General features: G+C 56.9%; 11 protein-coding genes. 9 read left to right on the top strand and 2 right to left on the bottom strand.

Annotated elements, in window-relative coordinates; all coding sequences use genetic code 11:
* The first annotated feature begins 172 nt into the window (after positions 1–172).
* Genes EGT74_RS15390 through EGT74_RS15405 form a run of 4 tightly spaced genes read left to right on the top strand, consistent with a single transcriptional unit; the run spans position 173 to position 4,925 of the window.
* The gene (locus EGT74_RS15390; protein WP_123847472.1) at positions 173–1,483 is read left to right on the top strand and encodes an ATP-binding protein; all 1,311 of its coding nucleotides are present in this window, start codon (positions 173–175) and stop codon (positions 1,481–1,483) included.
* Entirely contained in the window at positions 1,484–2,737 is a 1,254-nt protein-coding gene (locus EGT74_RS15395) for a tetratricopeptide repeat protein (RefSeq protein WP_123847473.1), read from the top strand.
* Positions 2,738–2,741: 4 nt separating this feature from the next.
* Positions 2,742–3,071 (top strand): cupin domain-containing protein, encoded by a 330-nt coding sequence (locus tag EGT74_RS15400; protein ID WP_123847474.1) that lies wholly within the window; start codon positions 2,742–2,744, stop codon positions 3,069–3,071.
* Positions 3,072–3,074: 3 nt separating this feature from the next.
* Positions 3,075–4,925, top strand: coding sequence for an outer membrane protein assembly factor BamB family protein (locus EGT74_RS15405; RefSeq protein ID WP_123847475.1), 1,851 nt, complete (start codon positions 3,075–3,077; stop codon positions 4,923–4,925).
* 2 nt (positions 4,926–4,927) lie between these two features.
* Here EGT74_RS15405 and EGT74_RS15410 read toward each other — a convergent pair whose 3' ends face one another.
* Positions 4,928–5,449: a GNAT family N-acetyltransferase gene (locus tag EGT74_RS15410; protein ID WP_123847476.1), complete on the bottom strand. Its 522-nt coding sequence runs from the start codon at positions 5,447–5,449 to the stop codon at positions 4,928–4,930.
* A 193-nt stretch (positions 5,450–5,642) separates the two neighbouring features.
* Entirely contained in the window at positions 5,643–7,259 is a 1,617-nt protein-coding gene (locus EGT74_RS15415) for a DUF4139 domain-containing protein (RefSeq protein WP_123847477.1), read from the bottom strand.
* 175 nt (positions 7,260–7,434) lie between these two features.
* Here EGT74_RS15415 and EGT74_RS15420 point away from each other — a divergent pair, with 175 nt between their 5' ends.
* The 5 genes from EGT74_RS15420 to EGT74_RS15440 all read left to right on the top strand — a co-directional run bounded on the left by EGT74_RS15420 (position 7,435) and on the right by EGT74_RS15440 (position 13,155).
* The gene (locus EGT74_RS15420) at positions 7,435–7,974 is read left to right on the top strand and encodes a hypothetical protein (RefSeq protein ID WP_123847478.1); all 540 of its coding nucleotides are present in this window, start codon (positions 7,435–7,437) and stop codon (positions 7,972–7,974) included.
* A 110-nt stretch (positions 7,975–8,084) separates the two neighbouring features.
* A complete protein-coding gene (locus EGT74_RS15425; protein WP_123847479.1) occupies positions 8,085–10,259 on the top strand; it encodes a DUF5916 domain-containing protein in 2,175 nt (724 codons plus the stop codon).
* Between the two features lie 342 nt (positions 10,260–10,601).
* Complete coding sequence (locus EGT74_RS15430) at positions 10,602–11,186, top strand: MCP four helix bundle domain-containing protein (protein ID WP_123847480.1); 585 nt, start codon at positions 10,602–10,604, stop codon at positions 11,184–11,186.
* A 47-nt stretch (positions 11,187–11,233) separates the two neighbouring features.
* Entirely contained in the window at positions 11,234–12,238 is a 1,005-nt protein-coding gene (locus EGT74_RS15435; RefSeq protein WP_123847481.1) for an LLM class flavin-dependent oxidoreductase, read from the top strand.
* A gap of 56 nt (positions 12,239–12,294) precedes the next feature.
* Positions 12,295–13,155, top strand: a complete 861-nt coding sequence (locus tag EGT74_RS15440; protein WP_123847482.1) for a DUF4349 domain-containing protein — start codon at positions 12,295–12,297, stop codon at positions 13,153–13,155.
* Positions 13,156–13,159 lie beyond the last annotated feature (4 nt).

Below are 13,159 nucleotides of genomic sequence, written 5' to 3' on the forward strand. Positions count from 1 at the left end.
ACAGCTGCCGGGAAGAAAGTTTTTGGGGCATCGCACCTGCCGGCTGAGGGGCTACCCGGATGAAATCATCACGTAGCCGGAAAATGCCACTCCAAAACAGCCTTGCCGCCCATCATTCCCGCCCCTGTTTCCCGCAACCGGAATAATTTTATTCTCTATCTTAGGCACAGATATGACACAAAGTACAATCGACAGCTTAAGGGAAGCCCTCCGGTTCTCGCCGGATAACGTGCCTTTGCGCCTTCACCTTGCGGAAACACTGCTGCACCTCGACCGGCTGGAAGAAGCGGAAAAAGAATTCAGGGAAGTACTGGCCAGGGAACAACAGGTAAAAGCCCTCGCCGGTCTCGCTCATGTATATTTCAAAAAGGCGGCCTACGCCACCTGCAACGTGATACTCGAAGACGTGCTCCGCCAGGACCCTGACAATCTCGACGTGCTGGTGCTCTACACCCGCTCGTCGCTGCGCGAAAACGCCTGGGACAATGCCCGGGAAACCTACCAGCACATCCTGCAGCTGCAGCCCGGCTTCACCGACGAGGAGCTCGACGGCAAGCTGCGTGTGAGAGGACAGGCCGGCCCCGCCGAAGAAGCGGACGAAGAAGAAATCTCCTACTTCATGCAAAAGCCCGGTGTGGATTTTTCGCATGTGAGCGGAATGGAGCAGGTGAAAAAGGAAATCGACTTCAAAATCATACAACCGCTCAAACACCCGGAGCTCTATAAAGCCTACGGCAAAAAAACCGGCGGCAGCATTCTGCTGTACGGTCCTCCCGGATGCGGTAAAACCATGATCGCCAGGGCTACGGCCGGCCAGGTGAACGCGCCTTTCATCAACGTGGGGCTGAGCGAGATACTGGATATGTGGATGGGCAACAGCGAAAAGAACCTGCACGGCATATTCGAATACGCCCGCCAGCATACGCCCTGTGTACTGTTTTTTGACGAGATCGACGCCCTGGGCGCCAGCCGCAGCGATATGAAACAAAGCGCCGGCCGCAATCTCATCAACCAGTTTTTGCAGGAGCTCGACGGGGTGGAAAACGACAACACCGGCATCCTCATCCTCGGCGCCACCAATCTTCCCTGGCACCTCGACCCGGCTTTCCGCCGGCCCGGGCGCTTCGACCGTATGATATTCGTGCCCCCGCCGGACCAGCCGGCCAGAACGGCCATGTTCCAAAGTAAATTAAAAGACCGCCCAACGGAAAATATTGATTTTGAGCAGCTTAGTAAAATTACGCCGGAGTTCTCCGGTGCGGATATCGAAGCGGTGATCGACATCGCCATTGAAGAAAAACTTGAAGCCGCCCTCAAGGAAGGCGTGCCGCAACCGATCAGGACGAAAGACCTGGTGAACGCCGCCAAAAAGCACAAGGCAAGCACCCGGGAATGGTTCGCCATCGCCAAAAACTTCGCCCTGTACGCCAACGATGCCGGTTTGTACGACGACATCCTTCATTACCTGAAAATCAAGAAATAGATGGACCCGATGCTGCAACGCGCCGCGCTGCTTTTGCGCCAGCATAAATACAAGGAGGCCGAAGCGATACTGGGCCGGCTGATGACAGAGCGGCCCGATGACGTAGAAGTGATGGCGTTTTATGTGGATGCGCTGATCATCATGGATCAGCACGAAAAAGCGATGAAACTGGTGCACACCGCCATGGGGCTGCGCCCGGATTTCGGGCACCTGTACTACCAGCGCGCCCGCATCCGCATGCACAACCAGGAGCCTTACGAAGGCATCGAACAGGACCTCGAACAGGCCATCGCCCTCGACCCGCTGGAGGCGGATTATTTCGCCATGTACGCATTGGTGAAGATGGACCGCAAGCAGTTCGCCAAAGCGCAGGAACTGGCGGAATCCGCCCTGGAAGTGGACCCCGAAAACATCATGGCCCTCAATGCCCGCAGCATGGCCTTGCTGAAACAGGGCCGCAAGGAAGAATCTTTCGATACCATCGAGGGCGCCTTCCGTCACGACCCGCAGAACGCGTTCACCCATGCCAACCACGGCTGGGGCCTCCTCGAAAAAGGCTCGGCCAGGGAAGCGCTGCATCATTTCAGTGAGGCGCTGCGCATCGATCCGAACATGGAGCTGGCGCAATCAGGCATGCTCGAAGCCCTGAAAGCGCGGTATTTCCTGTACCGCATTTTCATGAAATTCAACTTCTGGCTGGGCAACCTCACCGCCAAATACCAATGGGGCGTACTAATCGGTTTATACCTGGCAATCAGAGGATTACGGTCGGTTATTGCATCCTATCCTTCAGCCGAACCGTTCGCCTTCCCCGTGTTGATACTGTTGCTGGTATTTGCCTTCTCCACCTGGATCATCACGCCGGTGAGCAACCTTTTCCTGCGGCTGAACAGATACGGCAAACACCTCCTCGACGGCAAAGCCCGGCTGTCGTCGAACTTCGTCGGCATCAGCGTGCTGATCGCCCTCACCGGTGGCGCCGCATGGCTGGCGACGCAGTCGGAGCCCTGGCAGGCCGTGTTTTTCTTCGGCCTTACCATGATGATACCGCTGGGCACCATGCTGCTGCCGGAGCGCCGCGCGGCGGTACTGGTGGCCTACACGATCGGGATGGCGCTGATCGGCGTGGCGGCGATCGCCACGGCCTTCATCAGCGGCACGCTGTTCAATGCGTACACGGGCGTGTACATGGTGGCCTTATTCATTTACCAGTGGGTGGCCAACGCCATGATGATCAAACAAAGTAACCGTTAAAGAGATGAGTAATACAACACCGATATCTTTCCAGGAGTTGCCGTCGAGGCAGACCGTACCGGGCATGACCGGCCGTTTTATCCATGGCGAACAGCATACGCTGGCTTACTGGGAAGCGGAAGCCGGCACGGTACTGCCGGTGCACCAGCACCCGCACGAACAGATGACCTATGTACTGTCCGGCACGCTGGAAATGGAACTGAACGGCGTCAAACATACGCTGCAGGCGCACGATGTGGTGGTGATACCGCCCCACACGCCGCATGGCGGCTATGCCGTTACGGCGTGCAGGCTGATCGATTCATTCGCCCCCGTGAGGGAAGATTACAAATAAACTATGCGCACTTTACTCCACTGTCTGCTTTTTTGCTGCCTGCCGGTACTGGCCGCGGCGCAGGACACCCTATTCCGCTTCGCCCTGGTCACCGACACGCACGTAGGCGTGCAGACGGGCCAGGAAGACCTCGAACGCACGGTTGCCGATCTCAACAACCAGCCGCAGCTCGACTTCGTGATTTTCTCCGGCGATGTGACCGAGTTCGGCACCGACCAGGAACTACAACTGGCCAAAAGCATCATCAGCCGGCTGCAGAAACCCTGGTACATCATTCCCGGCAACCACGACACCAAATGGTCCGAAAGCGGCTGCAATTCGTTCCGTACCGTCTTCGGCGACGAAACCTTCAGCTTTGTGCACAAAGGATACTGGTTCATCGGCACCAACTGCGGCCCCAACATGCGGATGGGCCCCGGGCAGGTGCCGCGCGAAAACCTCGTGTGGCTCGACGAACAGCTGAAAAAACCGCAGTACAGACAATTGCCGGTGATCTATGTGAACCACTACCCGCAGGACGAAGGACTGAACAACTGGTTCGATGTGCTCGACCGCCTGCGCGGCCGCGACGTGAAAGTGATGCTCTGCGGGCACGGCCATGCGAACAAAGCTTATAACTGGGAAGGTAAACCCGGTGTGATGTGCCGCTCCAACCTGCGCGCGAAAGCGGACATCGGCGGGTACAACATCGTGTCGCTGACGGCGGATTCTATCTACTTCAACGAACGCCGGCCCGGCGTCCGCACGTTGCCCGCCTGGCACCGTGTAGCGCAGCAGGGCCATGCCTGGATGAAAAATCCGCCGCGCCCCTCCTACGCCGTGAACGATACCTTCCCGCAGGTGAAGGTGAAGTGGATGGTGCAGGAAGCCGGTGATATGGGCAGCGCCGTGGCCGTTAACGGCAACCAGGTGATCTATACCAACACCAATGGCGGCATCAGCGCGGTGCAGCTGTCTACCGGCAAAAAACAATGGACGTTCGCCACCGGCGGGAAAATATATGCCACGCCGTTAGTGCACGGGCAATATGTGGTAGTGCCTTCCACCGACGGCTACGTGTACTGCCTGCAAACGCGTAACGGCCGCCTGGCCTGGAAGCAGCCTACCGGCAAAGCCATGGTATCGTCTGCCACCCTGTACAACGGCGCCGCCATCGTGGCCGGGTCCGACGGGCATTGCAGGGCCTGGGACATTCCCACCGGCCGCCTCCGGTGGGATTTCGACAGCGTGAAAGGTTTCGTGGAAACACGGCCCATGGTGTATCGCGACAAAATATATTTCGGCTCCTGGGGCAATTATTTTTATGCGCTGGATGCCAATACCGGCGCTCTCAGCTGGCGCTGGACCAACGGCGCCTCCAGCCGGATGTTCTCCCCGGCGGCCTGCTGGCCGGTAGCGGCGGACGGCAAGGCGTTCCTCGTCAGCCCCGACCGGTACATGACGGTGCTCGATACCGACAGCGGCCGCGAGATCTGGCGCGTGCAGGACACGGCGAACAATGTGCGGGAATCGATGGGCATTTCGGCGGACAGCAGCCGCATCTATGCCAAAACCATGCAGGGCCGCGTGATTGCGCTGAACGCCCGCAGCGGACAAAGGGAGTTGCTGTGGAAATCGCCGCTGGAGCTGGGCTATGAAATCTGCCCTTCGCCCATCAACGAACTAAACGGCATCGTGTACATCGCCGGGCAATCCGGAGTGGTGACCGCACTGTCCGCCAAAGACGGCAGCCGGGTATGGCAGCATAAATTTTCCAATTGTCTTGTCAATACCGTGCAGCCGGTCAATGCCACCACAGTGATCGCCTCTTCGATGGACGGCCGGCTGATCTGCCTGGAAGTAAAAGGTAATTGACGTTACACCTGGTCGAACCCGGCCGGGTAGATCACCCTGCCGGAAACGCCCTCCAGTGCACCGGGCTGCAGTTCCAGCGCCATAAAATTCTCGTCCGGCACCTCGTAGGCGGTTGTGATGCCCCACCGGGAGGCCGGCGCGAAACCGAATTTCGGGTAGTATTGCGCATGGCCGAGCACGATCACCGAGCCATATCCCAGTTCCTTTGCGGCCTTTAACCCGTCGTGCATCAGCTGGCTGCCGATGCCGGAATATTGCAGTACCGGCAGCGCGGCCATCGGTGCGAGGGCGAGACTGCCGAACACCTGGCCGTTATCCGCCGCAATTTTCAGTTTCGTGAACAGGATATGTCCTACGATATCACCGTTCAGCTCCGCTACCAGCGAAAGCTCCGGGATGTAATGCTCACTTTCCCGCAGCAGGTCTACCAGCCTGCTTTCGTTCTCCTGCTCAAAAGCAGCGGCGTGGAGAGCGTACACGGCGGCTTTATCCGCCGCCTTTTCGGGACGTATCAACAATTTCATACAGGCAAAATAGGGATATTTGACGGCTTGTTCATACACAGAACGTGGTATGCCGACGAGCCGTAAAGGATTGTCAGGGCTCACTGCCATGACCCATAAACGGCGTATAAAAAAGGCCGCACCTTGCGGCACGGCCTTTCATTATTATAGCAGCATTTCCCGGCCCTTCTTTTCAGGCAACGGGGAAAGATGTTTACAGGTTCGCAATCACCTTATCCTTCGGATACTTCACCGAATAACTCAGCCGCACTTTTTTCGTTTCGCCGGGCGCAATGCTCAGTTTCCAGGTCAGTACGCCGTTTTCGGTGTTCACCGCGGCATCGGACGACTCCAGCAGTTCCACTTCCATGTTTTTGTCGGTGGAGATCGGGTACTGGTCTTTGAGCAGCATATTGATCGCTTCTTTTTTGGCGTTCCGCACCCGTATTTCGTAAGTGAACACCTGGCGCTTCTGGTTGCCGAAGAATTTCACACCCGCCACGTCGGTGATTTTTTCCCGTTTTACGATCACCTTTTTATCGCGGCCCACGCTCAGGTTGAGGGTGTCGCCGGTGGCGTTCGGGTCGATGTACGATTTGCCGGCGTACATGTTTTCGAAGATGATGTTCGCCTCACCCGGCAGCAGGTTCAGCCTTTCATACTCCGTGATCTCCGCCATGAGAAACGCATCGGGATCGAGTTTGGGCACTGCGTAATATTTGTATTTCGCGGGTTGGGTGAATTCCTTCAGCGTTACGCTGTGCTGTTTGTTGTTGGACGCGATGTCGTACGGGATATCGATGTCGAACGTAGCGCTCAGCTGGTTTTCGTTCTGGGTGGTGTACGCATCCACTCCGCCCGCCGCATCGGCAGCCACTGGCGGCGGCGGGGGCGCCATCATGGGGGCGCGGCTTTCCAGGCTCTGGATGGTGTTCTGGTAAGCCTGGCGTTTGGCCATCGCCATCTGCACCGGCAGCGCGTAACGCAGGAACCAGGCGGACATCACCGGCGCGGTGCCGTTCTGGGAAGGATTGCCGGTAGACAGGGTGAGCTTTACTTTCTTCCAGTCGATGCCCGTGCCCTGCATCACATTGGCCTTGTACACGATCTTCAGCGGGTCGGCGGCATTGTCTGCACGGAGGTCGTAATAAACCGTCCAGTGCGCGTTCGGCGTGAGGTAATTGATGGCAAAGTCGGTCGTTACCGCATTGTTCGCCAGCACCTGCAGAAGCAGCTGTCCACCGGAAGCATCCGGGTTATCGGCCAGTTCCTTGAGCTGCTGCGCCAGGCGGTCGACCTGCTTCTGCTGCCCGGCTTCTTTTTCCAGCAGCAGCGCCACGCTGTTTTTCAGTTCCACCTGTTTGTTTTTATAATATTCGGCCAGCTTCATCAGTTCCGACACGGAGGTGCCGGCCGTGCCGCTTTTGAGTTCCTGGTTTTTATCGAGCAGCGCCATCGTCCCTTCTTCCGAGGTACGCAGGTTCCGTGTTCTGGTCAGGTCCCGCTGCGCGGCCTTCAGGCTGTCTTCCAGCTTCAGGTACGCCGGGCTTTTGGCCTCATTGTTCAGAAAGTTGCGCGCAAAGGTCGCGGACATGATGGTGATGCCCGGTCCGGTAGCGATCTGTACGCTGTTTTCGTCCAGCGCATTGGCGACGTTGTTGATCACCACCTGGCTGGTGCCTTTGGGCAGGGTTACCCGGGCCTTGTGGGTCAGTTCCGCGCCCACCCTGAAAACAGTGGCGGATTCGAGGCCGGCATTGAACACCGCAGGGGCCTGTGCGGCGGCGCCCGAAGCGCACAAAACGGCAGCAGATAACAGTAAGTACTTCATAAAAAACGCTGTTTTTAGGGTAAGGATGCAATATTAGTTAAAATTGCATATGCCCCTCCCCGTAGCCCCTGCCTAAAGAATTGTTAAAGTTAAACGGGCGGGCGGCGTTCATGATAAATATCATCCCCAGCCCCACGGGATTCAGTAAATTTGCCCTACACCAAAACGAAAAGCGATGAAAAGATTAATCCTCTCACTATCCGTAGTTGGTATGGGCCTGTTCAGCACTGCGGCGTTTGCCCAAAACGGCGTATACCTCACCGCAGCCGATTTCGCCAGTAAAAAATTAAGCTACAACGACGTGAATGCCCACATTCCTTTCCGTTATGGCAAAGTGAAAGTGAACGACGGCAACCGGACGCTGCTGCTCGACAAAAAAGACGTGTACGGCTACCGCCAGGGAAACCAGGATTACCGCATCATCGGCAACCATTCCTATAAAGTGATGGACGCCGCCCACTTCCCGATTTACAGCCGCGTTGTGGAAACCTCCAAAGGCAAAGGCCGTATTTCCGAAACGCAGTATTTTTTCAGTGCGGCGCCCGGCAGCGAACTGCAGCCGCTCACCATCGCGAACCTGAAAAGAGCGTTCCCGGACAATGACCGTTTCCACCAGTTGCTCGACCTGCAGTTCCGCCACGACCAGGAACTGGTGTGGTACGACGACTTTTCGAAAGTTTACAAAGTGAAATCCATCTATACACAAGCGATCTAGTTGTTTTTAAGGTTATCAGTCGATGCGGGCGCCTGTACAGGCGCCCGTTTTTTATTGCACGGGCGGTCTTTTTTTTATATTTTGTACGCTTCACCCGGAAACTAACGACTGTGCGACTCATTCCATGTTTACTCATCTGCCTGTGCTGCCTCCAGCTGCAGGCCCAGAAAAAGAACGGCGCTTACCAGCTTCACATCCGAAAGGCCAGCTCCCCCATCAAAATCGACGGCGTTGCCGATGAGCAGGCCTGGCGCGATGCGGAAGCGGCCTCCGACTTTTTCATGATCCTGCCCATGGACACGAGTTTCGCCAAAGTACGCACCGACGTGCGGATGGCGTACGACCAGCAGAACATCTACCTGCTGGTGGAAAACTTCAACGGTGCGCCGGGCCCGTACATGGTGGAATCCCTCCGCCGCGACTTCGCCTTCCTCAAAAACGACAACTTCCTCCTGTTTATGGATCCCTTCGACGACCAGACCAACGGTTTCTCCTTCGGCGCCAATGCCGCCGGCGCGCAGTGGGACGGGCTGATGTACGACGGCGGCAAGGTGGATCTCAGCTGGGACAACAAATGGCATTCCGTGGTGAAGAACTATCCCGACAAATGGGTGTTCGAAGCCGTCATCCCTTTTAAATCCATCCGGTACAAAAAAGGGATTACGCAGTGGGGCATCAACTTCGGCCGCAACGATCTCAAAACCACCGAAAAAAGCAGCTGGGCGCCCGTGCCGCGGCAGTTCCCGTCCGCATCGCTGGCCTATACCGGCGTACTGGTGTGGGATGTGCCGCCGCCCGACCCCGGCGCCAACATCTCGCTGATTCCTTACCTGCTGGGTGGCATCAACAAAGACTACCAAAGCGGCAAGCCGGAAAAGTGGCGCGGAGACGCCGGGCTCGACGCCAAGATCGCCGTTACCTCGTCCCTCAATCTCGACCTGACGGTGAATCCCGATTTTTCGCAGGTGGACGTGGATAAACAGGTGACCAACCTCGACCGTTTCGAGCTGTTTTTCCCCGAGCGGCGCCAGTTTTTCCTCGAAAACGGCGACCAGTTCACCAACTTCGGCTACGCCGGCATCCGCCCTTTCTTTTCGCGGCGTATAGGCCTGGGCGTGCCCATTCATTTCGGTGCGAGGTTAAGCGGTAAACTGAATAAAGACTGGCGGCTGGGGGTGATGAACATGCAAACCGGCAGCCAGTCCGCCACGTCGCTGCCGGCCCAGAACTTCACCGTAGCCGCGTTGCAACGCAGGGTGTTCGCGCGCTCGAACGTGGGGTTCCTCGCCATCAACAAGGAATCGATCAATTACAATCCCGATAAGGCCGCGCCCGGCGCGCCGGTGTATTCCCGCTATAACCGCAACTTCGGCCTGGAATACAACCTTGCCTCCGCCAATAACTTCTGGACCGGCAAGGCCATGATGCTGAAGTCGTTCAGTCCGGGTAAATCCGGCGCCGACTGGGCCCACGCCGCCAACCTGCAATACACCAGCCGCCAGTGGAACATCAGCTGGCAGCACGAATACGTCGGGAAAAACTATACCGCCGAAGTGGGCTACGTGCCGCGTACCGGCTACATCAAACTGGTGCCGCAGATCACCCGCCTCTTTTTCCCGAAAAACGGGCCGGTGCTGAGCCACGGCCCGCAGATCACCTCCACCAGCTTCTTCGACGAAAAAATGCGGCGGACGGATAACGAACTGCTGACCTCCTACGGCCTCGTGTTCAGGAACCGGAACACGCTGACGCTCTGGGGCTCCAATACCTACATCAAGCTGCTGCAGCCTTTCGACCCTGTGAACATCCGGAAAGACAGCCTGGCCGCCGGTACGCAGCACAACTGGAACACGGTGGGCGCAGACTATGTTTCCAAACCGCAGAGTTTGTTCACTTATTCGCTCAGCGCGCGGTACGGTGGTTATTATGCAGACGGGAAGCGGCTGACGTTTACCGGCGAATTCGGGTACCGTTTTCAGCCTTTCGTGAGCATCGCCCTCAGCGCCAACTACAACAAACTGGATCTGCCACAGCCCTGGGGCCGCAACGACTTCTGGCTGGTAGGCCCCCGGCTCGACGTGACCATGACCAACACGCTTTTTTTCACCGGGTTCATGCAGTACAACGAACAGATGAAGAACATGAACCTGAACACCCGTTTTCAGTGGCGTTACAGGCCCGCCTCCGACCTGTTCATCGTGTATACAGACAACTACCTGCCCGAGCCTTTTTATGTCAAGAACCGGGCATTGGTGGTGAAGCTCGTGTACTGGCTGAATATTTAAACTGGAACGCCCAGTTGACCGGGTGCATGTCCGCCCCGTCATTCCGCAAAGTCGGCCTTCAACGAAGGATGAACGAAGCTTCCCTGGAGGAGTAACGAAGGAATACCCCGGAGTTGATCGTTCGTTGGAGGTTCGTTCATCCTTCGTTGAAGCTTCGTTGAACTCCCGGGTGGGGCGTATCGTTGCGTAACGGGTTTACGTCCGGAGAAACAGTCCGGACGAAGGTTTACATCGTTGTCATTCATCCGCATAGCGGTTTGCAGGATGGGCCATACCGCTGAAAATACAGGCTGATGAACGGTTTCTCCCGTAAAAACCCTATATTATAGTAAATTCCCCGCCATGAAAAGCTTTTTCCGGATAAAGACCAAGTTCAAGGTGTGTTGTCTGTTTATTGTGATTATAGTACTGGTGCTGCTCAACAACCTGCGGGAGCGGAAAAGCATCAACCGGCTCGACCATTCCATCTCCGCCATTTACCAGGACCGGTTGCTGCCGGCCACTTACCTCTACGGTATAGCCAACCACCTGTACGAACAGCGCCTGATGGGCAGCGACGGGCATCCTGCGGCCATCGACAGCCTCGTTACCGTCTATGAAAGAACGTACCTCACACCCGATGAAAAGAAACAGTGGGTATCGTTCAAAGATCACCTTGCCCGGTACCGCGCCACTGCCGCCGCCGGCGATACGCTGGCCATGATGCGGGAGTTCCAGCTCACCATCAACAACCTGAACGCCCTCAGCAGCATCCAGATCGGCGAAGGCAAGCTGCTGCAAACCGATTCCAAAAGCATCGTGAGCGGCTCTACCCTCAGCTCCAAACTGGAGCTCACCCTGCTCATCATCCTGGGCGTGCTGGCGATTGTACTGCTCGGGCTCACGGAGAAGGCGTTTAACCCGGCTGAACACCAGAGTCTGAACTAAAATCCCTTACCTTTATACCTCATTTTTCAAGAGGAAAAGCGTAGCGGATGACAAACATTAAACTGAGCATACTCGACCAGTCGCACGTACGGCTGGGGAGTACCACACGGGAAGCCCTGCTGGAAACACAAGCCCTTGCACAACTCGCCGATCAACTGGGATATTACCGCTTCTGGGTATCCGAACATCATAACATTACGAGCATTGCCGGCTCCACGCCGGAAGTACTGCTGGCTAACCTCGGCGCACACACGCAGCGCATCAGGCTGGGCGCGGCGGGCATCATGCTGCCCAATCACAGCGCGCTGAAAGTGGCGGAGAATTTCCGCATGCTGGAAGCCCTCCAGCCCGGCCGGATAGACCTCGGCGTGGGGCGCGCACCCGGCGGCGACCGGTTGACGGCACGATTGCTGAACCCGCAGAATACCTTCAGCGAAAAAGACTTTATCCAGCAGATCGTGGACCTGCAGCATTTTATGGCCGACGATGCGCCCGAAGGCAGCATCTACGAAAAAGTGAAAGCCATGCCGCAGGCGGAAACCATCCCGCCCATCTGGCTGCTCACGTCGAGCGGCGGCAGCGCCAACATCGCCGCGCATTTCGGAACGGCGCTGTCTTTCGCCCACTTCATCAACCCGAAGGGCGGCCCGGAAACCGTAGCGCAATACCGCGCGGATTTCAAACCCTCCGCGCAACTGAAAAAGCCCATGGCCAACTTCGGCATTTTCGCCTTTTGCCATGAAGATGAAAATGAAGTGTTCAGGTGGCAGGCGGAATTCGATTACCGGTTGCTCCACATCGAAAGAGGCCGCGACATGCCCCTGCCTTCTTACGAAGAAATCGCGGAAATGGAATACATGCCCGACGAACAGCTTCGCATCAACTTCAACCGCGGCCGGATGATCTGCGGCACGCCGGAACAGATGCGGCAACAAATCGAAAGGCTGACGGCGGCGTATGATGTGGACGAAATCGTGCTGTGCACCATCGCCGAAAACGCGGAGCACCGCTTCAATTCTTTCCGGTTGCTGGCCCGGGAATTCGGACTTTAACATTTTGATAAGGTTACCTTTTACGGGCGTTGCGTATAAACAGGAAATCCACCTTTATGCGCAGACCTTCTATCTATTGGGTAGCAATACCCCTTGTGACCCTTTTTGCCTGTGGGCAACAATACAACCGGGAGGCGACCACCGTGCAGGAAGTTACGCCCCTTCAATCCGAAGCCAGAAAAAGAATCAAAACCGCGGACCTGCGTTGCCGCGTCACCGACGTGTTCAAAGCCACCGCCGCCCTTGAAAAAATGGTGTATGGCGTTGAAGGCGTGGTAACGGAAAGCACGCTGGAAAACGAAGTGCTGGCGCAGCACACCCTTCCCTACTCCGCTGACTCGGTCAAACAGGTGAAACGCTACACACCCGTGGCCAGTCTTACGTTGCGCGTGCCCTCCGCACACCTCGATTCCGTGGTGACCACCCTCACGTCGATGGCGGCGTTCATCGAGCACCGGCGGTTGAAAGACCAGGACGTTTCGCTGGAGTACGAGCGCAACGCGATGAAAAATGAAGTGCTCGCACAGCAGCAGGAAACGCGGGAAACCACGCACACCAAAATGAACAAGGAACTGGAAGTGACGCAGTACCAGCACAACAAAACCAATGAGTATGTAGACCGTGCGATCAACAATCTCAGCATCCTCGAAAACACCGCGTTCAGCACCATCACCGTGCAACTGTTCCAGCCCGAAGTGGCGGACGTGCAGGTGATCGCCAACCCGGAACACTTATCCAGGGCGGGCTTCGGCACGGCCTCCGTGAATGCGCTGCGCACCGGCGTGGAAGTGTTCAGGGGCCTCGCGCTGTTCATTCTGCAGATCTGGCCGTTGTGGATCATCGCGATCATCGGCTGGGTATTGTACCGGAAGTACAGCAGGAAGTGGGCGACGAAAAAAACGACGCAGGCTTTGTAGGCGA

This window comes from Chitinophaga lutea, from assembly GCF_003813775.1.
In the GTDB taxonomy this organism is placed as follows: Bacteria; Bacteroidota; Bacteroidia; order Chitinophagales; family Chitinophagaceae; genus Chitinophaga; species Chitinophaga lutea.